Source organism: Iodobacter fluviatilis, from assembly GCF_900451195.1.
In the GTDB taxonomy this organism is placed as follows: Bacteria; Pseudomonadota; Gammaproteobacteria; order Burkholderiales; family Chitinibacteraceae; genus Iodobacter; species Iodobacter fluviatilis.
In genome coordinates this window covers 1514034-1537217 of record NZ_UGHR01000001.1, presented here as the reverse complement: position 1 = coordinate 1537217, position 23184 = coordinate 1514034, and the positions used below count along the sequence as shown (strand labels likewise).

The 23184-nt window shown below is 50.0% G+C and carries 18 protein-coding genes; 9 read left to right on the top strand and 9 right to left on the bottom strand.

The window, feature by feature from the left end; genetic code table 11:
* Positions 1-4: 4 nt before the first annotated feature.
* From DYD62_RS07010 to DYD62_RS07000, 3 genes are all read right to left on the bottom strand, one after another.
* Positions 5-2029 (bottom strand): MFS transporter, encoded by a 2025-nt coding sequence (locus DYD62_RS07010; RefSeq protein WP_115226680.1) that lies wholly within the window; start codon positions 2027-2029, stop codon positions 5-7.
* Complete coding sequence (locus DYD62_RS07005) at positions 2026-2868, bottom strand: hypothetical protein (RefSeq protein ID WP_115226679.1); 843 nt, start codon at positions 2866-2868, stop codon at positions 2026-2028. Before DYD62_RS07005 ends, DYD62_RS07010 begins: the two co-directional genes overlap by 4 nt.
* Before the next feature lie 1255 nt (positions 2869-4123).
* Positions 4124-4729, bottom strand: coding sequence for an arylesterase (locus DYD62_RS07000; RefSeq protein ID WP_115226678.1), 606 nt, complete (start codon positions 4727-4729; stop codon positions 4124-4126).
* Here DYD62_RS07000 and DYD62_RS06995 point away from each other — a divergent pair.
* The gene (locus DYD62_RS06995) at positions 4728-5459 is read left to right on the top strand and encodes an ABC transporter ATP-binding protein (RefSeq protein WP_233702882.1); all 732 of its coding nucleotides are present in this window, start codon (positions 4728-4730) and stop codon (positions 5457-5459) included. The two genes, DYD62_RS07000 and DYD62_RS06995, sit on opposite strands and share 2 nt — an antisense overlap.
* Before the next feature lie 271 nt (positions 5460-5730).
* Positions 5731-8184, top strand: coding sequence for an ABC transporter permease (locus DYD62_RS06990; RefSeq protein WP_165928683.1), 2454 nt, complete (start codon positions 5731-5733; stop codon positions 8182-8184).
* 67 nt (positions 8185-8251) lie between these two features.
* Here the strand turns inward: DYD62_RS06990 and DYD62_RS06985 are convergent, their stop codons facing one another.
* From DYD62_RS06985 to DYD62_RS06965, 5 genes are all read right to left on the bottom strand, one after another.
* Entirely contained in the window at positions 8252-8917 is a 666-nt protein-coding gene (locus DYD62_RS06985; protein WP_115226675.1) for an MOSC domain-containing protein, read from the bottom strand.
* Positions 8918-8924: 7 nt separating this feature from the next.
* Entirely contained in the window at positions 8925-9542 is a 618-nt protein-coding gene (locus tag DYD62_RS06980) for a glutathione S-transferase family protein (protein ID WP_115226674.1), read from the bottom strand.
* On the bottom strand, positions 9542-10744 hold the full coding sequence (locus DYD62_RS06975; protein WP_115226673.1) for a YbfB/YjiJ family MFS transporter: 1203 nt from the start codon (positions 10742-10744) through the stop codon (positions 9542-9544). The genes DYD62_RS06980 and DYD62_RS06975 overlap by 1 nt, the downstream gene beginning before the upstream one ends.
* Positions 10734-12578, bottom strand: coding sequence for an FAD/NAD(P)-binding protein (locus tag DYD62_RS06970; RefSeq protein ID WP_165928682.1), 1845 nt, complete (start codon positions 12576-12578; stop codon positions 10734-10736). The genes DYD62_RS06975 and DYD62_RS06970 overlap by 11 nt, the downstream gene beginning before the upstream one ends.
* Positions 12579-12996: 418 nt before the next feature.
* Positions 12997-15780 (bottom strand): M16 family metallopeptidase, encoded by a 2784-nt coding sequence (locus tag DYD62_RS06965; RefSeq protein WP_165928681.1) that lies wholly within the window; start codon positions 15778-15780, stop codon positions 12997-12999.
* Between the two features lie 246 nt (positions 15781-16026).
* On the opposite strand from DYD62_RS06965, the gene DYD62_RS06960 reads away from it, so the two are divergent.
* Genes DYD62_RS06960 through DYD62_RS06940 form a run of 5 tightly spaced genes read left to right on the top strand, consistent with a single transcriptional unit; the run spans position 16027 to position 21084 of the window.
* A complete protein-coding gene (locus DYD62_RS06960; RefSeq protein WP_115226670.1) occupies positions 16027-16482 on the top strand; it encodes a MarR family winged helix-turn-helix transcriptional regulator in 456 nt (151 codons plus the stop codon).
* Positions 16479-18515, top strand: coding sequence for an FUSC family protein (locus tag DYD62_RS06955; RefSeq protein ID WP_115226669.1), 2037 nt, complete (start codon positions 16479-16481; stop codon positions 18513-18515). Before DYD62_RS06960 ends, DYD62_RS06955 begins: the two co-directional genes overlap by 4 nt.
* A 28-nt stretch (positions 18516-18543) precedes the next feature.
* Positions 18544-18741, top strand: a complete 198-nt coding sequence (locus DYD62_RS06950) for a DUF1656 domain-containing protein (RefSeq protein ID WP_099399593.1) — start codon at positions 18544-18546, stop codon at positions 18739-18741.
* 3 nt (positions 18742-18744) lie between these two features.
* Positions 18745-19662 (top strand): efflux RND transporter periplasmic adaptor subunit, encoded by a 918-nt coding sequence (locus tag DYD62_RS06945; RefSeq protein ID WP_115226668.1) that lies wholly within the window; start codon positions 18745-18747, stop codon positions 19660-19662.
* A gap of 3 nt (positions 19663-19665) precedes the next feature.
* The gene (locus tag DYD62_RS06940; RefSeq protein ID WP_115226667.1) at positions 19666-21084 is read left to right on the top strand and encodes an efflux transporter outer membrane subunit; all 1419 of its coding nucleotides are present in this window, start codon (positions 19666-19668) and stop codon (positions 21082-21084) included.
* 63 nt (positions 21085-21147) lie between these two features.
* Here the strand turns inward: DYD62_RS06940 and DYD62_RS06935 are convergent, their stop codons facing one another.
* Positions 21148-21528, bottom strand: coding sequence for a Rid family detoxifying hydrolase (locus DYD62_RS06935; RefSeq protein ID WP_099399596.1), 381 nt, complete (start codon positions 21526-21528; stop codon positions 21148-21150).
* A gap of 262 nt (positions 21529-21790) precedes the next feature.
* Here DYD62_RS06935 and DYD62_RS06930 point away from each other — a divergent pair, with 262 nt between their 5' ends.
* Positions 21791-22294: a Spy/CpxP family protein refolding chaperone gene (locus DYD62_RS06930; RefSeq protein WP_115226666.1), complete on the top strand. Its 504-nt coding sequence runs from the start codon at positions 21791-21793 to the stop codon at positions 22292-22294.
* An 82-nt stretch (positions 22295-22376) separates the two neighbouring features.
* Positions 22377-23063, top strand: coding sequence for a response regulator (locus DYD62_RS06925; protein WP_115226665.1), 687 nt, complete (start codon positions 22377-22379; stop codon positions 23061-23063).
* Positions 23064-23184: the final 121 nt, after the last annotated feature.

The window sequence follows — 23184 nt, the reverse complement described above, 5'->3', positions numbered from 1 at the left end:
TCCATCAGCCAGCAAATGCGGCACGGGTTTGATTTCTTTCAAACAAAAAAAACATAACAGTAAAGCAAGTGGCACAAATTAAAGATACCAAACCAATTCCAAAAAAAGCACCATTAAAACCAAACTGGGAAATAAGCACGCCCGCAATAATCGGGCCTAAAACATTACCTAGGCGTTCAATTAACCGGAAAATACCTGTTGTAGTTCCTCCCCCTACTTCCTCAACCACCTCTTTGCAAAAATCATTAATTAAAGCCAGCTGCGGTGATACCCCAATAGCGTGGGCAATACCTAATAAAGTAATACTTGCCAGTAAACCTGCCGTACTATCAAAAAAATAAATAATAAACATGGCGGCAGCGGCGGCATACCCCCCAATACTCACAAACCACCGCAGATGGCCAATTTTGTCTGCCATTTTTGCCACATATGGCGATAAAACAATAATTGCCAGGCCATATGCCATCATGACCCTGCCTGTAGTCGATTGATTATTTCCCAATAACTTTAAATACAGCGGAACCGAGTAATACAAGAAACCCGTTAGTGCAATTTTTGCAGGCACCGCGGCCAGAAAAGTAATAACAACAAATTTTTTATTCTTTAACAGACTCTTGAAATCATTAATACTTAATTTCTTCTTTGCCACAACACTGGCATCAGGATTGCTGTGCAGAAAACGCAATACAAAAAGGGCCGAAGCTGCACTGAGTAATCCAGACAATAAAATAGTAGAGCTATTACCAAGCCGGTCGGCCAGAATCCCTCCAATTGCCGACCCCGATAAAGAGCCCGCAAAAAAACAGGATAAAAAAACAGCCATCCCCCGGGTTCTTTGGGCAATCGGTGTATGACTTGCCACATAGCTTTGAGTAGTAATAAAGACCAGCCCATAACCCAATGCTGTAAACGAGCGCCATAACAACAGGTCATATAACGATTGTGCGCAGGCCGTAAGAATAAGGCCAATTGTAGTAAGTACTGCGCCGGTAATAAACGCTGTCCTGTGGCCTACCCGATCACTCCACATTCCCGCCCATGGCATTGATAAGGCCCAAGTAAACATAAATATCGATATGGGTAATCCAATCACAATATTTTTAGAAATCCCCATTGCAGGCGAATAAAACTGCCCGACATAAACAGGGAAAAACGATAGTGATAATGAATCTGCAAAAATTAATAAGAAAAATGGCCATCGAATATGATCAACAGCAGTGGCATAGAGCGTCCGACGCTCGCCGGGGACATGAAACTGATAAGCTGCTAACCGCTGTTGAAGTAAATCAGCCAACCCCGCTTGACCAGCCCGCTGCTGCAGCGTCTGATAGCGCAGATTTAATTTGGCAACAATCTGATTAAACTGCGCGCTCAATTGCCCAACCCCTCCCAGATGATCAAAAGGGAGGTAATAACTGAAATCTCCTTGCCGAATCCGAGTTAAGAAGTGATGTGTTACGTCAATTGGGCTGGCAATCACAAACGTAAGTACAAAACGCATCAACTCAAGCGCAATCAGGCTGGCCACCAGTAATACCGTCATCACGTCATAAGCAATTTCTTGCACCTGCTGCTCAACCAGCTCAGATCGCTGCCCCAGATGTAATGTGCCAACATGGTGGTGCTTAAAAATGAGCGGCACGCTTGTATTAAAATACGCGCCCACTTTTTGGCTCACAGGCTCTGTAACATTGCGTAGGTCCGGCTTTTGCTCTAGAGCATCATAGGCATTCTGATAAATAATTTTGCCCTGTGCATCGCTCAAAACCATATAAGCGATATCGGGATTGTCTTTACGTACAGCTGCAAAAAATGCTTCTACCCCAACCATTTCAGCCAGCGGCACACCATAGTGATCGGCTTTTTCTATCACCCCGGTAACCGAATAGCTTACTGCTGCGACAGTTCTTGCCATTTCAGGCGGCAAATCTTCATCAAAATGCTGCAACGCCAGCCATGATAAAAAGAGGGCAGAGATCAGCAGCATTCCCCCTGCTAATAAAACCAGACGCATTTGCAGCTGCTTCACTTCCCGCCTCCTGATTGTGGCAATTGAACAGGAGAAACAGGGGAGATTTCCCGCTCTAACTCAGTCATTTTCTGAGCCAGCTGATGGCCAAGTGCGGTAAAGTCGTTAATGTCCTGAGCGACATTCCCACTCAAAACGTGCCCCTCAACTTTTAGCGGTGTTGCTGCTCCAATCGCGCTGTCTATCACTCCACTCACTTGGGCCAACTCATTCGCAAACTTTCTGGTCAGTGCAAATACGCCACCAAAAATCAGCACAGCAAGCAGAACGAATGTAAGCAACATATCGAGCACTAATTTATTACGCATCTGATGCGTAGCGTTTTCAATGGCTAATCTGTCATAGCCAATTATCACAGCGCCTGTCTTAATATTAAAATTATTAAGAAACACAATCCCAATTTGAATAGTGTCTGAAGTCATTTCTTGCCAGTATTTTCTTTCCTGTGTTTCTTTAATTTTATTCTTATAAAATATAATATTTACAGCAGGATCTCCCCCCTCACCAGTCACATTACCATTCTCATCTATTATAAATATATAGTGAATACCTGCATGGCTTCGCATTAGCTCATTAATGGTTGGCAATAAATTTAAATTTTCTGATGGTTTAATCCCAATATTTAATCCAGCCTCAATGATCTGGCGCAACTCTTTGGCCAGAACAAGATGTCTTGATAAACTTAAATCCAAATAAGTTTTACGGTAATTAGAATAATTAAGAAACGAAATAATCGCCAAAACAAAAGCAATGACCAGTACAAGTAACAGGCTGACTCTCCACCATATGTAGTGCCGGTTTTTGTAAATTTCTTTTTCCTGCCTGGCTAATGAGACCATATCGTTTCCAAAGTAAGACTCATTGTGAGATCTGTTCACGCCATATACTTCAGAAGCTTTACATGCTTATTTCTCTGTTACTCACTACCGCAACCACTGCCTTCAAACCAACAAAAGCTGACTAAAAACTGAATGATTCAATACTAATGCCATGACAAAAAACCTGTCAATTTTTACCATTAACGTCAAAAATTTTAAACAAAACCGTCAAAAAAACGCTATCCACCTGATTTTAAATCGTTTTTATGCAAATAGCATGCGCCGTAGCGCACGGAAAAAGCTTACTCCAAAAGCAAGCACACTTTAGTCCATCATTCAATTGCTATCATCCTTGTAAGAATCAACAGCAATCCATTCCAGCTTTGCTTCTCTAAAAATATTCCGACAAATATATTTTTTTCATCAAAAAAAACTAATCAAGCAGTGAATTAAATAAAAAAATATCAAAAAAAAATTGTACATACAAAAAAAACAAAACAAGCATTTTTCCAGCCGCGGTTAACTGTGTTGTTTTTTATATAAATACATAGAAAATCATTCGCCAAATACATTTTCAATTAAATCTATATTTGTAGTAAATAAACGACAAGACATCATCGGTTGATTTTAAATACGCCAAGAAGGAAAGCCAGCACTCCATCCGAAGTATTAAATCTCTTATCAGGAAGAATAAATAATCAACTCGCACAAAAAAACAATGTCAATACATTATTCATACATCACAATGCAGAAATCATTTACCCTGAATAAATTTTTACAAACAAAACAACAGATTAAGAAAACTAAATATTTATTAATTGCACCGCTGAATGTTGTAAATCTTCAAATGATTGCCCTGTGTCAGCCATAATGCATCCGCAATACAGAGCGAGTTTGTTGTACGGCCCCCCTTAAAGTGCTCTGCCATGACGTGTGAGTTACGCGGATAAACAGACTGATGCTCAATACTTATTACATATTCATCATCACAACTAGGCTGACTACTCAGTGCTTATTGCTGGCTTGTCAGTTCAAACCATGCCCAGCATGATCTTGAAGCGGGATATATGCGTTGATTTGCAGGGTTTGAGCTTCAGTCTCATCATCCGGAATGAACATCTTGTGGTGATGGATCTCATAGCATAAAGAAGCAGCAATATGAACCAGGGCGCGAAGCTACAGAATTGAGGGATGCCTGAATAGCATGGGTATAGCCATCCAAAAACAAAAAAGGGCAAAGTCTGCATGACTTTGCCCTTTTTACGTTTACTCAATATTAAATCAGCTTGCCCAAGTCTTTTTCTACCATCTTCATTAATAAAGGCTGTGCTTCTGCCTTAGGATGCAGCTGATCTGTCTGAAAGAGTTCTATATTTTTATAGACAGGAGCAAGTAAAAATGGCGTTAAGCTGATACTGTGTTGCTTAGCCAGCCGGGGATAAATGGCGGCAAAACTCTCAGTATAATTTGCACCATAATTAGGTGGCATCTGCATGCCGATCAGATGCACTTTAGCGCCGCTGGCTTTAGCCATTTTAATCATGCTGGCTAGGTTTTTTTCCATCTCTGCAAGAGGCAGGCCGCGTAAGCCATCGTTGGCACCCAGCTGCAGCAATACTATTTTAGGCTGATGGGTTTTTAGTGCTTGCGGGAACCTTGTCAGCCCTCCGGCAGTCGTTTCTCCAGATACACTGGCATTCACTACGCGCCATGATTTGCCTTGTTTAGCCAGATCCTGATCTAACAGCGCAGGCCAGGCAGCATTAGCGGCGAGGCCAAAACCGGCAGATAAGCTATCACCAAATACTAAGATCAATGGCGCTGCAGCCTGAGCCGACGCCATCGACACACTAAAACCCAATACGGATACAAAACGCCACATGAATCACTCCTCAGAAATAATGCTGGCCGTGCGCGGCCTGGGTAAAACGGTCAGTACCGCAGTTGAAAAGCTTGATCTCTTACATGATATTGAATTTTCCCTGCCAGCGGGAGCTAGTCTTGCTATTGTTGGCAGCTCTGGTTCAGGAAAATCCACACTATTGGCCCTGCTTGCAGGATTAGATCAAGCCTCACGCGGGCAAATTACGCTGGCGGGTAAAGAATTAGGCAGCTTAAACGAAGACCAGCGGGCCGAACTGCGGGGGCAGGTGTCAGGTTTTGTATTTCAATCGTTTCAGCTTTTGCCCGAGCTGTCTGCTTTAGAAAACACCATGCTGCCACTGGAATTAGCAGGCAAAAAAGAGGCCGCTGCCCGTGCCACAGAATGGCTGGAGCGGGTGGGTTTAAGCCATAGGCTGGAACATACGCCCAGACAATTATCCGGCGGCGAGCAGCAGCGCGTGGCCTTAGCCCGTGCTTTTGCATCAGATCCAAAAATCCTCTTTGCCGATGAGCCCACCGGCAGCCTGGATGCGGCCACAGGAACTGCAATTGCCGATTTGCTATTTGAGCTGAACCGGGAAACCGCAACCACGCTGGTACTTGTTACCCACGATGAAAAACTCGCAGCACGCTGTGGCTGGCAATTAAGGCTTTCAGCTGGCACACAGATCGAGTTTTCAAGATCGCCGCAAGCAAGCCCCATCACCCACCACGAACAAAGTGTCTGAATAAAGCAGGCAGCAGTTTGCCTTGATAGGGATTGGTGGGGATTGATGAGGAGCTAAGCCTTGAAGCACAGAAGATATAGAGAGCACAGAGTTCCACAGATGAAAAAATGATGGGCTTTATATGGTTTGATGATTCTCTCAGTGAAACGCAGTGACCTCGTTTTACTCCGTAGTTCAAGGTTTCAGACCCTCAGCTTCAAGCTGAAGTAGCTTGATACAAAAGATGTACCGTCCCATATCAACACCGACGATTTGCATTAATGGAAACCCCATGCACAAACTCAACTGGCGTTTGTTTTACCGCAGCTTTCAAGCCGGGGAATATCGCACCCTTTTAGCTGCGCTGATCATTGCCATTGCCGCCCTCACCGCTGTAGGGCTGCTGTCAGGCAGGATGGAAAAGCTGCTGGCGCTGGAAGCGAATGATCTGCTGGCCGCCGATGCCGTCATCAGCTCAGACCACGCCCTCAGCGTCAGCTACCGGCAGCAAGCAGAACGCCTTGGTTTAAATACTGCAGAAACCGCTGTTTTCCCCAGCATGGCAGGGTTTAACGGCCAGGTGATGCTGTCTTCCGTTAAAGCAGTCAGCCATGCTTACCCGCTGCGGGGCCAGTTAAAGCTCGCGCCGGACGGCCATGTCAGCACCGCGCCTGAGGCAGGCAGCGCCTATGCCGATGCAAGGCTGGCGGCCACTTTAAAGCTTAAATTGGGCGACACACTGGAAGTGGGACAGCTCAGGCTGAAACTCGCCGCACTGATTGAGCGCGAGCCCGATGCCGCGATGGATTTCTCTGGTCTGCAGCCCCGCTTAATGATTAATCAACAAGATTTAGCCGCCAGTGGCCTAATCGGCTTTGGCAGCCGCGTGAAATACCGGCTGCTCGTTGCTGGCCCGCCCGCTACCATTGCCACATGGCATCAGGCCGTGCAGCCCAAACTCATCCGGGGTGAAAAGCTGGAAGACGTACGGGATGCGCGCCCCGAAGTAAAAACCGCTTTAGAGCGAGCCGAGCGCTTTTTACGCCTGACTTCCTTACTTGCAGGCTGCTTGGCCGCCATGGCCATTTTGTTGGCCGCGCGCCGTTTTGCTACCCGGCATTTTGATACCGTTGCTCTGCTGCGTACCTTAGGTGCCAGCCGCGGCACAGTGCGTACCCTGCTACTGTCGCAACTGGCCCTACTCACGCTGGCAGCCAGCGTGGTTGGCGGCTTGCTGGGCTGGGGCGCGCAAAGCTTACTGGTATTCAGCATTCAGGATCGCCTGCCTGCGGCCCTGCCCGATGGTACTTTGCTGCCCTGGCTGGTCGCGTCTTTACTGGGATTTGTGCTGCTGATGGGCAGCGCGGGGCCTATGCTGCTGGCACTGGCAAACACCCCGCCACTACGCGTGCTGCGCCATGAGTTAGAGCCCAAAGCCAGCCTGATTTTGCAATGGACACTCACCCTTGTCGCCCTGCTACTGCTGCTGTGGTGGATTGCCGCAGAAGCCAAACTGGCCCTGATGGTAGGTGCTGGGATTGTAGCCACGCTGTTACTTGCTGGCGGCAGCGGTCTTGGCCTGCTCTGGCTTTTGCCCCGCATCTTGCCAGAGCACCCGATTAAGCTGGCATTACGCCAGTTGCTGCGCCGCCCAGGTCTCGCCTTTGCCCAGCTGGGCGCTTTGGCAATTGGCCTGTTGGGCATCTGGCTGCTCACCGTAGTGGAAGGCGATTTACTTAAAACCTGGGAAGGCCGTGTCGCTGCTGATGCGCCCAATCACTTTGCAGTGAATATTCAGCCCGAGCAAGCCGCGCAATTTGAGCAGCGCTTTATTAATCGCCACATGCCCGCACCCGCGCTGCAAAGCATGATACGTGGCCGCTGGATCATGCAAAATAAACAGCCCATCAAGCCGGAAAACTTCCAGGAAGACCGCGCCAAACATCTGGCCGAGCGCGAATTCAATCTTTCATGGGGCGATATTCTGAGCAACGATAACCGCATCGTTGCGGGTACGCCGCTTAATGACAGTCAGCCTGGTTTCTCGGTAGAAGCCAAACTAGCCACCACTTTAAATATCAAGCTAGGCGATGTGCTGAGCTTTGATATTGCCGGCAGCACCGTCACCGCACCGGTGGTGAATCTGCGCGAAGTCAACTGGGATTCCTTCCGCGTTAACTTTTTTGTAGTCGCCAGCAAAGCGCTTGTTGCTGATTTGCCCACCAGTATGATCACCAGCTTTCATCTCAGCGAAGCGCAAAAAACCATTGTGCCTGAGCTGGTGCAAGCCCTGCCCAACGTCACCATTATCGACGTGGGCCAGGTGCTGGCCGAGGTACGGCGGATTCTGGATTTATCTGCTGCAGCGCTGCGTTTGGTGTTTTTATTCTGCATTGCAGCCGGGGTCACCGTGCTGTTTGCCGCGCTGGACACCACCGAATCGGAACGCGCCAGAGAAGCAGCGATCTTGCGTGCACTGGGCGCCACCTCAAAGAAGCTGCGCAGCGTGTGGCTGTTTGAAAGCCTGCTGCTTGGCGGTATTGCTGGCCTCGTGGCCGGGCTAATGGCCAGCATTGGCGGCATGGTGATCGGCCAGGAGTTACTCGAGCTGCCAGTGGCATTTAATTACTGGCTGCCTTTGGCCAGCCTGCTGGCCGGAGCGGCGATTACCGCACTGGCGGTGCTCAGACGCCTGCATAAACTCAGCAAAACATCACCGCTGGTTTTATTAAGAGATGCAGGTTAATGATGTAAACAGAGGCAAAGTGGCGAGCTCTTAAAAACATTGGGCATCCCGCATAGCGGGTGCCCATTTACACTTGCAGCGCTTTCAGCCATCGAATTCTGTCTTTTAAACGGACTCGCCATTCTTCTGCCAGCCCTGCTGTATTTGCCAGCGCACTCAGTGTGGCCAGATCAGGCCTGCGGCAAAGGACCTGCTCCCAAAAAGCCGCAATACTGCAGGAATGCTCCTGGCGCGATTGCAGCGTAATGGCCTGGCCTGCACTCATAAAGCCTGCCGTCAGCACCCGGGCATAGCACCCTGCCCGGTGCTGCTCCTGGAGTATTTTTGACAAATGTGGAAGACCAAAACGCGCGTTGAGCTTCCAGCAGGGGCTTCGTGGCTGGCTGATCTGAAATACCACATCGCCAGCACGATAAATATCGCCGATAAAAAAATCCTGATCCGTGCCACCCTGGCAGGCAATATTCTCGCCCATACTGCCCGCAATCAATGGCTCTGCCGTATCAGAAAACATCTTTTGCAAAACAGCATAGTGCTCAAAAGCAAATAAACTCAGTGCACGGTCTGGCCCGCCATGGCTACGAAGATCCACAATCTCATCATCCGCCATCCCCTGCCCGTCTACCCATACAGCCCCTTCCCTGCGCTGTTTTCGCAAACCGCTGCGGTGGCCTCCATCGCCAATCACACTGATTCCACCCGCAAAAAGAGCATGCACCAGCAGGCTTGGCATCTGATTTTTACAAATGATGCAAAGAAGCGGGCTGTGCTTTAAGCCGCTGCGGTGTTGTCGCCACAAAGGACGGCCTGTTTTGATAGGGAGTCAGCCAGGCAAGCGTCTGCGGCCCTGCATGGGCCGCAAACACATCGGGCAGCCTGAACTGGATATATTCCAGCGCAACAGCAAGGCACAGATCCGGCAATGACAAAGGAGCGGCTTGATGAGCCAGCAATATTTCAAGCTGTGCCAATGCCCTTTGCAAAGCGGCAATGCCCCGATCTGAAAGGGCGTGATCCGGGCCAGAAAACCGGTCATTAACCACTTTCTTAAACGCTGTTTCCATCAGCAGCTTGCCCAGTGCATAGCGCTGCAAACGCTCCACATCATGAGAAGAATGGCTCAGCCCGCCCTTGCCCTGGGCCAGCAGATAATCGCAAATAAACAGGCTTTCGTATAAAGCCTCCTCTTCTTTAATTTCAAGCGTAGGCACCAGCGAAAATGGGTTGAGTTGTAATAATGATTCAGGCGATGCCCATGGATCAACCCACACAAAATCAAGTTGGCTCACGCCTGCTTCTAAGGCAGTAATCAGCACTAATCGTGAAAAAGGCGAGGTGTCATTTAAATAAAGACGCATTAATGGCTTCCTTTCAGGCTCAGCTCAAGTGAAGGTTCAGGCTTGGGGTTCACCAGAAAAATACACAGTGCGGAGAAAACCAATGCAATCGCACTGATCAAGAATAAAGGGCGATAAGACGCGGCATTCACAGAAGCGGCCGCCATAAAATAGCCCGCAAGTAATTGTGAAGCGGCAAAGCTAAATGTCATGGCACTCCACGCTTTGCGATGCCTAGCGGCCCCCACACACTCAAGCATATAGGTCGAAATAATGGCCACAATGCCAGGGGTAAATGCTCCCACCAAAAAGGACGATAAAAATAATGCAGCCGGGCTGCTGCTGAATAATGGCAAAGCCACACCCATGGCCTTTAGCAAAAAGCACGCCATCAGGCAGCGCTTAAAGCCAAAATAGTCACCCAAAGTGCCGGTGATCAAGGGGCCAACGGCTGCTCCCAAGCCAAATACAGCCCAGAAAAATCCCCCTGCAGCCAGTGGCATTTTCAGCTCGCGAACAATGTAATCAATCCAGAACAGGGTATGGGGCAAATACCCCACCGCATTCAATACATAGGCCAGCAAGACCAAAAAAGCAGCCACCTTGGCTTTCTTTGACATCGGCTCAAGCGATGCCGCCGCAGCTTTAGCCGTGGCGGGTGCTTCCTGCCCCCACGCCCCCCATGTCAGGATGGTTAATAACAAACAAATCGTGCCCATACCCAGCCAGGCCGCCGCCACGCTCTGAGAAATCAGCAGAGGAATCAGTGTTCCCGATGCCATCGCCCCGAGGCCGATGCCCGAAAAAATAATGCCGCTGACCTTGCCCCGTATTGCCTCTCTGTGCTGAATCACGATGGCAGGCGCCGCCAGCACCATCAGCATTGCGCCCCCCACTCCCGCCATGGTCCGCCAGAAGTAAAACCATGGCAGTCCCTTATTTTGCAGCGCACAGGCCAGATAGCTCATCGAGCAAAGCAGCATCGCTACTCGTAATAAAAACCTCAGCGAATACATTTTTGTTAAGTAATGAGCAAGCGGCGCGCCCAGCAAATAACCAGCCAGCGTGGCCACCCCCAAGTAGGATGCATCACTTTTTGAAAACCACCCGGCCTGGATCAGGGCGGGCATCAAAGCCACATAGGCAAAACGGCCAATCCCATTACCCACAAATGTGGCAGACAGCCCCGCTAAGCTCAGCCCATTAAAGGCCTTATTCCGCATAAACAACCTCTTTGCTGCGCGCATGGTTTTTTTCAACCATGGACAACATCTGGGCCACGGCACGCCCCGCATCCACCACAGCCGTAGAATTGACGCCCGGCCTTGGCACCACAAAGGTATAAAATTTGGCCCCTTCCGTGGGAATCCCCAAGGCCCATGCATTGGTGACGGGCGATCCATCTGCGGCGATCAGATTAAAATTGCGGTCCACATCCATTCCGCCAGGATGAAAAGACCCGTTGTAAAACAAACGTGCCTGACCACTCTTCAATAACTGTTGCAACAGGCTGGATTCATCATCCTTAGGGCTGTGCATTGAGACTCTGGCCTTAATCAGTACATCCACCTTACATTGCTGCGGCCAGCGTTTAGCGCTCAGAATCAAGCTATCGCCCTCTTTTTTGCACTCCGCCCCCGGCCCGAAATCGGCGGTAAGCACACCCGCCTGCATCAGAGCGAGCATCTCTTCAATTCTTTCTTTTGGCGGGCCAACGGCAACCCGGTTCATCACCGGCAAAAAGCTGGAATACAGCCAGCGGTGCGATGCTTCTGTTAAACCTGCAAAATCAATTGCGGCCCGCAAATGATCGCGTAAATCCCGCAGCACATCGCTTGCAGCCTTAATAGGACTATTGATATTGCCTTGCTGCGCCTCAAAAATATCCTGCCCCAGATACATCATCAGCCATGTTTTAAAGTTTTCATGACTTTGCAAAGCCTCTGCAGCAACAGGGCTGACTAACTGCTCCCATGAGAATTGCTCATGCACAGGCACCTGCTCTGCAATCAGTTTTTGCCTCTCCTCAGCACAGGTGGCAAAAACAAAGCGATTACAAAACAGCATGGCTGCAATATGACCTTTTTTTTGTTTGAAATAAGCCTCGTAATAGGCGTATTTCATATCATTAAGCAGCAGGGGCAAGATGGATTTAACAAAATCCAGCGGGCCCGTTTTTCGCAGCTCCAGCACTTTATCCATGGTCAGGAAACGTGGCCGGTATTGCCCAGAAACGCCTTTCTGATTAATCGCCCGGGCTGAAAGCGGCAGACCGGAGCGTGAAAAAGCGCAAATTTTTGGCTCCTGCCCCGATGGAATATATTGCAGCGCTCCCGTGACAGCCGCGCGCACAAACCGCCCCCCTCTGCCCACGGTTAAATATGAAAAAATATCAAATGTAGACAGGCCCAGTCCTTCAATAGCAACGGTGCAATCCGCAGGGATAAAAGCCAGCTTTTCTGCAATCGGATAGGGATCTGTCACAATGGCCGGCCCTGCCTGATGCACATGCGGCGGCTTAGGCTTGGTGTGCCCGGTGGTTAAAAAGAAATAATCCGCCTGAAAGGATTCGCTCGTTTCTGTCAGTAAAGTCCATGCACCATCTGCCTGGCGCTGCACGCTTTTAATGGGCTCTTTACAGAACACAACTTTTAAATTTGCAGGCGCAAGATGCAAAAGATAGTGATAAACCCATTGCAAATACTCGCCAAACATACTTCTTGAGTAATAAGCATCCGGGCATATTGCGGCTGCGCCTTCTGCACCCTGGCTATCTGTCAGCCACTGATAAAACGAAGGCCCGCCAAGAATCGGGCCTGCATCTTTTACTGTTTCATCCGCAAACTGGGTGATTTGTCCTGCAACCGAGTTAACCAATAAATGATCGGGCTGGCTTGGCCAATGACAGCCAGAGCCGGGGTCTCTTGGATCAAAAAGATAAATCAGCAAATCTTGCGTTGTTTTAGCTAGCGCATGGGCAATGATTCTTTCCAGCACAGTGAGTCCGCGCGGCCCCATGCCAATAATTGCAATCTGAACTGCCTGCTTCGTTTTCACTTTTTGCTCCTGCATTTTTAGAATTTTTAAAACAGAAATAAACACTGAAATAACAAGCACAATCAACAGCACCACGCAGCAAAACCCACCTATAACTTGCTGTAAAACACTAAAAAACTTACTTATTTAGTAAATTAATTTTATGACAAATAGAAGACAATGAAAACAAAGTGAAAGTGTAAATAATGCCAAGAAATGAAAATGTAAGATATAAGACAGCAAATAGACTCATGTTTCAGACGAAAAAAAGCCGGCAATTTATGCCGGCTTTTACACCTAAAAAATATAGAGCGCTGTAACTGGCACCCCGCAAAAGCTGATTGTTTAAGCTTCATTACAAGGCGACCCAGCCCGTTTCAGCCCAAATACCAGTATTCCGGGGCAGCCATTTAATCAGCGTGCCCGAAGCAGAAACCGCCTATTTCTTATCAAAATCCCCCGCATAAACCACTGACAGCCGGGCCGGATCGATATATTTCACCACCACCGCTTTAATTTGCTCCGGGCTGAGCGCTTTTAGCCTTGCTTCAAAATCAGCGCTAAATTGCATGGTTCTGCCCAAATATAAATTATTGGCCAAAGCGCCCGCTAAACTGCCGTCCTGCGTGCGAGACAATTGCATTTGCTGCACAAAGCTTTCTTTACCCAATTTAATTTCTGTATCGCTAAAGCCCTCTTTGCGTACCCGTTCTATTTCTTCACGAATCCCCGCTTCCAGTTTGGCGCGGTTTTCTGGCGCATAAATGGCATAAGTTAAGAAACTACCCGATTCATCTTGGCTGGATACCTGCACATTTGAGCCACCACCATAGCTGATCCCGTCTTTCTGGCGAATGCGCTCCATAATTCTGGAATTCATACTGCCGCCTAAAAGATAATTAGCAAAGGCCAGCGCGGGGTAATCGGCATGCTGATCGCCCACAGGCAAGGCAATACGGCCAATAAAAAAGGCATTGGCTTTATCTGGTGTTTGTTGCTTGATATCCAGCGCTTTATTGGCTTGGAATGGGCGTGCTAAGCGGGCGTAATTCTGTTTGACATTCCAGCTGCCATATTGCTTGGCCAGCTGGGATTGAATGGCAGCCTCGTCAAAATCGCCGACGATGGCAACTTCGGCGTGATTTGCCCCATAGAAGGTATCCCAGAAAGATTTAAGGTCACTCAACTTAACTGCATTTGTCTGCTCAATTCTTTGCTCAATCGGGATATAAGCGCGCGGATCACCTGCTGGCCATGTATTGAGTTTGCTTTTAAGTATATCCCCCGCAATCGCTTGCGGCTCTTTACGTGATGCTTCTAGTTGAGCTAATTCCTGATTAATGAGCAAAGAGAACTCTGCTTCATCAAATGCGGGCTCACGTAAAGCATCGTTTACTAAATCCAATACTTTTGGCAAATTGCCCTTTATGGTTTCTAGGTAAACCGACACACGATTCACATCTCCGCCAATTTGCAATTTGGCTTGCAGATTATTTAATTGCTCAGAAAACTGCTTGCTCGTCAGTTTTTTAGTACCACGATCAAGCATATCCGCAGTTAAGCTGGCAATAATCGCTTTACCCTGCAGGTTTTTTTCATTACCCATATTAAATGACAAACTGGCCGAAACCGTATTGCCACGGGTAGATTTAGGCAGGAATGCGTATTTCATGCCATTGGCAAACTGGCCGCTGTGTGTGCGCTGATCAATATTTTTAGGTGAGGCATCAAAGCTTTCGCCTGCGGCCACGGCCACACCAGGTTTAAATTGCTTCAGTTGTTCGGCAATATCAACCTTGGCAGGCTTAGGTGCGCGCTTTGGATCCGCTTCGGGAATAAATTCACCAGTCGTGCGATTGCTGGCTTTTAGCCAAGTTTGCGCCACGCGCTGTACATCGGCTTTGCTGAGTGCTTTAACCCTGTCTCTTAATAAAAATAATAAGCGCCAGTCGCCATTACCAATATGATCGGACAAAGCCACGCCCAATTGCTCTGGGCTGTTAAATACTTTGTTCATATCACTGTCTATTTTGGCTTTGGCCCTTGCCAGCTCTTCATCACTGATTGGGTTAGCTGCTAAATCCTCAATTGTATTAATCAATACTTTTTTAGCAACAACAATGCTTTGGTCGTTTTTTTCAACCGACACAATTGAATTTTGCTCACTGCGTAATTCAACCGCAAATAAAATAAAGCCAGGCTCTTCTAAATTAGCCGACCATGCAAACACACCCGTGCCTAATTTACTTTCTACCAATGATTTATAAAGGCGGCCATTGGGCGTATCGCCCAAAATAATTGAAAGCGCTTCAAAAGCAGCATAATCAGGATGTGCGGCAGGTACGGTATGGTAGGCCGCCCCCACAAACTGGCTCTCACCCACCCGGCGTACCACCACACTGCGCTCACCATCCTGCACAGGGTCTAAGGTATAAGTGCTTTCAAGAATGCGCTTTGGCCGGGGAATCACGCCGAATTTCTTTTCAATGAGTTTCAGCGTTTGTGCGGTATCAAACGAGCCCGCCACCACCAGTACCGCATTATCCGGCTGATAGTATTTGCGCCAGAAATCCTGCAGGCGCGGAATACTGACGTTTTCTACGTCGGTACGCGCCCCAATCGTGTCTTTGCCATAGTTATGCCATTGATAGGCTGCAGATAAAATTCGCTGAATTAAAATCCGCGAGGCCGAGTTTTCGTTTTTTTCCATTTCATTACGGACAACAGAAAACTCCGTTTTTAAATCGTCACCCGAGATACGCGAATTCACCATGCGATCGGCTTCCATGGATAGAGCCCATTCCAGCGTTTCTGGCTTAGCCGCAAAAGTCTCGTAATAATTGGTGCGATCCAGCCATGTGGTGCCGTTAAATTGCACGCCGCGCTGGCTCATTTCTTCCCACAGCCTTGGATGTGCCTTACTGCCTTTAAACATCAAATGCTCTAAAAGGTGGGCCATCCCTGTTTCGCCGTAATTTTCATGCTTAGAGCCCACACGGTAAGTGATATTGACCGTGGTAATGGGTTTGCTGGCATCCGGCACCAACAAGACTTTTAAACCATTACTCAATTCATATTCATTCATCCCCTCAACGGTACGGATGAGTTTGATTCCTGAAGTGGCACTGCTGCTCATTGGCGGTTTTGTAGCCGCAGTGCTGATGGCGGGCAGAAATGCAAGGGCAAGCGCTAAGCTTAAAAATGTCAGGCGGGAAGGCTTCATAGTTTCCATCTGGTTAAAAAAACAAGTGGCACATAATGACAAGGCAATAAACTTACTGGATTATGTTCATACTTCAGCACAAATTGAAAGTATTTAGCGGCTTAAACAGTAAATTCCTATCACGGTGAAGTAATACTTCATTTTTAAGTATATTTAAAACGAGCAACTGAGCGGATGGCAATAGTGGGAAAGCCAAACGCCATAGAATTAGCTACCATGCTAACTATTAGCTAAAGAGATAAATTCATGGGCCCAATCAAAGAGCAACTAAGCATCTCGCTCCCCCACGAGATTACCCTGCTGTCGCGCCTGTACCGCAGCGCTGTGGATCAGTGTGCTCATCGCTGCGATTTGAGTGTAGCGAGCACCTTGCCTTTGCTGCTGATCGGCCGCAACCCTGGCATCCGCCACGGTGTATTAGCCGAAATGGTCGGCATCGAAGCCGCTTCTTTAATCAGGGTGATTGATCGCTTGGCCGGTGACGAGCTGGTGGTGCGCACAGAAGACCAGCAAGACCGCCGCGCTAAAATCCTTTGTCTGACAGAAGCAGGCAAAGTTCAGGCAGGCAAAATTGAATTCTTGCTGGCAGGCTTAAGAGAGCGCGTGTTTGGCGGGCTAACGGTGGAAGATCTTGAAGCCTGCAACCGGGTTTTCAGCCATATCCGCCTGACTCTGGAACAATATATAAGCGAGCAGCCGTGAAGCTCCCTTCTTTTGTTGAAATATCCTTCTCGCTCAAAAGCTTTGCTGCCGCCATGCTGGCGCTGTATATCGCCTTCAGCATGGATTTACCCCGGCCATTCTGGGCCATGCTCACGGCTTATATTGTGGCCCACCCTTTCTCAGGGGCGGTGCGCTCCAAAGCAATTTATCGGGTGATTGGCACCGTGCTGGGATCGGTCGTGACCCTGCTGCTGGTACCCAATTTAGTGAATGCGCCCGAATTACTGCTGCTGGCTTTGGCGCTATGGATCAGCCTTTGCATCTATTTATCTTTGCTGGACCGTACCCCCCGCAGCTATATTTTTTTGCTGGCGGGCTATACCTGCGCCCTGATTGGGTTTCCCAGCGTCAGCATGCCGGGCGCTATTTTTGATGTGGCGCTCGCCCGCGTTGAAGAAATCACCTTGGGTATTGTTTGCGCCACGCTGATTCACAGCCTGATATTACCGGTGCCTGTCGGCCCTAATCTGCTAGCGCGGATTGATGAAGCACGGGACAAAGCCAGAATATGGATACTGGATGTTTTAAAAAGCGCAAAAGACAGCGATGCAGACCGGCGTAAAATGGCCGGTACCATTTCTGAGCTGCGTCTTTTAGCCACCCATCTGCCCTTTGATACCTCACGCCTACGCTGGGCAGCCGGGCTAGTAAATGGATTATGCGATCAGCTTGCCCTTGCACTGCCGCTGCTCTACGCCATTGAAGACCGCAAGCTGGCCCTGGGCGAGTTGCCGCCAGAATGGCAGGCAATGCTTAATCGCATCGCTGCCTGGCTTGAAGCGGGCACGGATGCCGCGCAGGCCGGTGTGCTCTGTGCAGAAATATCCGCGATCACCCCCAAGGCTAACGAACAAAGCACTTGGCAGGATGTGCTGCTGATCAATCTGGCCACCCGGCTGACGGCACTGATTCAGTGCTGCACCCATGCCGCTGAGATTCGCCGAGCCATGAATCAGTCGTCTTCGGTGATCAGCCCTGATATCGAAAAAATCCTGATCAAAACCAGTATGGATAAACTGCACCAGGACCGGGCCGTGGCATTTAGATCGGCTCTGACGGCGTTTTTGGCCATTACCCTGAGCGGCGCTTTCTGGATTGCATCGGCCTGGCCATCGGGCATGATGGCGCCGGTGATGGCGGCGGTAGCCTGCTCGCTTTTTGCCGCGCTGGATAACCCCGCCCCAGCGATTAAAGTCACCTTTATTTTGTCGGTAGTGACCATTCCGCTTTCGGCTTTTTATCTGCTGGTGGTTTTACCCGCCACCCATAGCTTCGGCATGCTGGCGATGCTGATGTTTCCTATGTTTTTTATTTTAGGCATTTTTATGATGCGGCCAGCCAGCGCTTTTCCTGCGCTGATGACCACGCTGGTGCTGGCCAGCACACTGGCTTTGCAAGATACCGCCATGGCCGATCTGAATACATTTTTAAACAATAAATTTGGCGAATTAGCCGGTGTCGCGAGCGCACTGGTGGCAACCGGGCTGATTCGGTCTTTATCCGGAGAATGGATCATCGACCGGCTGCTGCGTGCCGGCTGGCAGGATTTAGCCAAGTTAGGCAAAGCAGCCGAGCCGGATAAAGCCTTTGCCGCCCGGATGATAGACAGGCTGGGCCTGCTTGCACCGCGCTTAGCCACCTTAGCCGACCCTAGCCCTGCTGCCAGCGTACTCAATGATTTACGCATCGGGCATGAAATGACCATTCTGATTCAGCACCAGGAGCAGCTACCCCTCTATATTCAGCCCCTCCTTGCCCAGCTGTCCGCCTACTTTGCGCAGCGCGCCCGGCAAGCCATCCCACCTGCCAGCCTGCTCAGCCAGCTGGACAACACTTTACGCGGTGCCATTCAGGAAAGCGGCTCGTCGGCGCAGCTTGCCCTGATTGCTGCATTAACAGGCATTCGCCGCGACTTATTCCCTGATACCGCCGCTGATTTATCTCATCAACCCATCGCAGACTTATCGCAACAAGCCATAGCCCTGCCCAATCATCAGGACGAAAAACCATGACCAACAGGCACACAGAGGCACTACTGCCATGATGGAAATCGAACTCTTTGGCCTGTTTATGCCGCAGCTTTTAGTGCTCTGTATTCTGACTTTTCTGCCTTATTGGCTGAGCCGCCAGATTTTACAACGCATCGGATTTTACCAATGGGTCTGGCACCCGGCGCTCTTTGATACTGCGCTCTTTGTAGTCCTTTTAGGCTTTCTCAGCACGCTTCTATCGAGTTAAAAAATGAAAAAAACAATTCAAATTCTGATTACCTTGGCCATCGTAGCCGCTGCTATTTTTACTGGCATGCGCCTCTGGAATCACTATGAAGTTGAGCCATGGACACGCGATGGCCGGGTGCGCGCACAAGTCATTCAGGTAGCGCCAGATGTAAGCGGCCAGGTCACTGCGGTAGCAGTACGGGATAATCAGGAAGTTAAAGCAGGCCAGCTTTTATTTGAAATTGACAGAGAACGCTTTGCTCTGTCTTTACGCCAGGCAGAAGCGGCCGTACAGGCGCAGCGCAGCGCTTTAAAACAAGCTGAGCGTGAAGCCAGCCGTAATAAATCACTAAGCGGCGTGATTTCACAAGAAAGCATTGAACAGACACTGGCCAGAGTTGAATCGCTGCAAGCGGCGCTGGCTCAGGCCGTGGCAAATCATGATGTGGCCAAGCTGAATCTAGCCCGCTCGCGGGTCTATGCCTCGGTGAACGGCGTGATCACCAATCTGGATTTACAAAAAGGCGGCTTTGCTACTGCAGGCAAACCCACACTGGCGCTGGTGGATCGGGATTCATTCTATGCAGAGGGTTATTTTGAAGAAACCAAGCTGGCGCAAATCAAATTAAATGCCCCCGTTACCCTGAATATCATGGGGCAAAAAACCGAAATTAAAGGCCATGTAGAAAGCATCGCAGCAGGGATTGCCGATCGCGACCGCGCGCCCAGCAGCAATCTTTTACCCAATATCAACCCTACTTTTAACTGGGTACGTTTAGCCCAGCGCATTCCGGTGCGCGTGGCCATCGATAAAGTCCCTGAAGAAGTGCGGCTGGTTGCAGGGCAAACGGTGACGGTTAAAGTCCAGCCTGCAGACAAGCAGCATCAGGATGCAGGGCCAGCGACCACAGACAGCGCCCAGCCTGCAGCAAAGAAATAAGAGATGATGATGCTCAAAAAAATACCTTTATTTGCCATATTAGCCTTAGCAGGCTGCGCTGCCGTTGGCCCTGATTACCAAGGCCCGGCAGATAGCAAAGTGAACAGTAGCGCCGCACAAGGCGGTTTTTTAGAAGCTAAAAGCGAGCAAGCCCTACCTAAAAACTGGTGGCAGCTTTACCACGAGCCTGCTCTCAACCAGCTCGTTGAGCAGGCCTTTACGGCCAACACCGATTTACGCCAGGCCGCTGCCAACCTTGCCCGCACCCGCGCCCTGCTGGGTGAAGCACAAAGCCTGCAATCCCCCAATATCAGCATGAACCTTGCCCCGGGCTATGGCCGCCCTTCCGCTGCAGCCAAAGGTTTGCCCAAAGCTCTGGACGACGATTTTAGCTATGACACCGGCGTGAGTGTGGCTTACCAATTTGACCTAGTTGGAAAAATCAGCCGGGGCATTGAAGCTTCGCAAGCCGATAGCGAAGCCGCCAAAGCAGCCTATGATCTAGTCCGCGTGTCTGTCGCAGGGGAAACCACCCGCGCCTTTGCCGATATCTGCTCATCCGGCAGGCAGCTACAGGTAGCTGAGCAATCGGTCAGCCTGCAAAAGCAAAGCCTGAGTCTGGATGAAAAACTCTTTAAAGCAGGCCGTGGCACATCACTTGACGTAGTGCGCTCGCGCGGGCTGCTGGCCCAGTTGCAAGCCGCACTGCCCCCTTTGCAGGCGCAGCGCCGCATCGCGATGTACCGCCTTGCCGTACTCACCGGCCATGTGCCTGAAGCCATCGAATCGGCCTTGCCTGCCGCTGTTTTACAGTGCAGCACCACACCACAGCTCAGCAGCACAATACCTAGCGGCAAAGGCAGTGATTTACTGCGCCGCCGCCCCGATATCCGCCAAGCCGAGCGCAGCTTAGCCGCAGCCACGGCCCGTATTGGCGTTGTGACCGCCGATCTTTACCCCAGTATCAGCCTGGGCTTAAGCGCCGGATCCACCGGCCCCCTAGATCAGTTTGGCGACAGCAATACCATGCGCTGGGGCATCGGCCCGCTGATTTCCTGGACCATTCCCAACACCGGAGCAACTCGGGCCAGAATTGCAGCGGCCACAGCAGGCGCAGATGGCGCCTTGGCTAAGTTCGACGCCACCGTGCTGACCGCCCTCAGAGAAGTCGAAAGCGCCCTCACCGTTTACGCGCGCGAACTGGACCGCAATGCGGCACTAATCAGTGCCCACAACGCCAGCTCCGAAGCCGCAAGACAGGCACAACAGTTATATAAAACAGGAAAAACAAGCTACCTGACCGTGCTGGATGCCAACCGCAGCCTAGCCAGCGCAAGCAGCGCCCTCGCCAGCTCGAATGCAGCACTTACCAGTAATCAGATTGCGGTGTTTATGGCTTTAGGCGGGGGATGGGAAGAGTAAGTTCAGGAAGGGCGGGGTAAACCGCCTGGCCCTCCCTGCGGTACTTTTACAAACTTTAAAACCTTAAGCGCGCAGTGCAATCACTTCGATTTCAACCATCGCGTCTTTTGGCAGACGTGCTACTTCTACGCAACTGCGAGCCGGATAGCTGCCTGTGCCTTCAAAGAAACGGCTATACGCTTCGTTCACTTCAGAAAAATGGTTTAAGTCTTTTACATACACCGTGGTCTTGATGATGTTTGATGCGTTCAGACCTGCTTCCAGCAAGATGGCCGCCACATTGGCCAGGCACTGTGTAGTCTGTGCACCTGCCGCCGCTGGCATTTCGCCCGTAGCCGGATCAATGGGCAATTGGCCGGAAGTAAAAACCAGCTGACCAATATCTTTAGCTTGTACATAAGGGCCGATCGCTGCAGGGGCATTGCTGGTATTCAGGTCTTTCATTTGGATTCCTTAAGGATAAGTAAACACTGTATAGGCAATGATAACACCCCATGCGCCGCGGTTTAAGTGAAGGTTACCCCCGTAAATGGCCTCTGTTGATTACTTCAGCCCTTTCAGAGCCATCAGATGCTTTCGCAGGCACAGCTCAAAAGCCATCTACACATAACTTTACACAAGCAACACATACGCTTTACCCCGGGCGGCTATTCTGCAGTTGTTGCAAGTCTTCTTGCAAAACCAAACAACATCTGAGGAAATCACCATGTTCAGCGCACTTAAAGCCAAATTTCAACATCGCCATATGAAACGCCGTGCAGCTATTATTGCTGTAATGGGGCTTTCTTTAGGTGGCTTAGCTTATGCCGCCGCACCTGAGCACTGCGGTGGCGGGCCGGGCATGCGCCACGGCAATCCTGAGCAAATGCATAAAATGATGCAGAGCCGCTTAGATAAAGCGCTGCAGGAAGTTGGCGCAAGCGATGCACAAAAAGCCCAGCTCAAACCGCTGGCAGAGCAAGCGTTTAAAGAAATGAAAACACAGCGTGAGGCCATGCATGAAGATCGGGATGAGCTGCGCAAAGCGCTAAGCCAAACGACAGTAGATGCCGCACAGCTGGAAACCCTGCGCGCTGCCAAGATCAAGGCAATGGATGAATCATCCCGTAAACTGACCGCTATTCTTGCCGAAGCCAGTAAAATTCTGACACCAGAACAAAGACTTAAACTGGTCGAAAAAATGGACAGAAGAGGCCGCAAGCACGGTTAATCAGGCATTTTAAAATAATGATCACTTCAGCCACGAATCATCGTGGCTGAAACGCCTCCTCAATAAGCCACACAGGAATCGCATGTCTAGGCAGCTCTTACTGATCGACGACGATGAACGCCTTACAGCGATGCTGGCTGAGTATTTGCGGCAGCAAGGCTTTGCGGTGGAAGTAGCACACGATGGTCAACGCGGCTTAGCGGCCCTTGCCAGCCGCAGCTTTGATGCGCTGATTTTAGATTTAATGCTGCCCGATGCGGATGGTCTGGATTTATGCAGGCAAATCAGACAAACCCACCCGCTGCCGATTCTGATGCTCACCGCCAGAGGCGATGTGACCGACCGGATTGTGGGGCTGGAATTAGGCGCCGATGATTATCTGGCCAAGCCCTTTGATGCCAGAGAGCTGCTCGCGCGATTGCGCGCCATCTTGCGCCGCCAGCACAGCACAGACAACAGCAGCCAGCTTATTTTTGGCAAAATAGAAATCGATACCGATGCCCGCAGCGTCATCGTTGCGGGGCAATCATGCAGCATCACCAGCTACCAGTTTGATTTATTACTTTGCCTCGCCCGCCACGCCGGAAAAGTGCTGAGCCGTGAGCAAATTTTAGATCAGGTACGCGGTGAAACACTGGAAGCCTTTGACCGCAGCATCGACGTACACATCTCCAAACTCCGCGCAGCGCTGGGCGACGATTCCAAAGCCCCCAAACGTATCATCACCGTGCGCGGTGTGGGCTATGTGTTTGCTAAAACGGAGGATTAATGGCTGTGCCGCTCTGTGGATACACCCAAACCTGTCAATCTTAACCAGATGCTGCCGCACAAGGATTGAATCATCGCAGGGCGGGTGAAACCGACTTTTTTCAGCATCGCTCGCGGGTTGC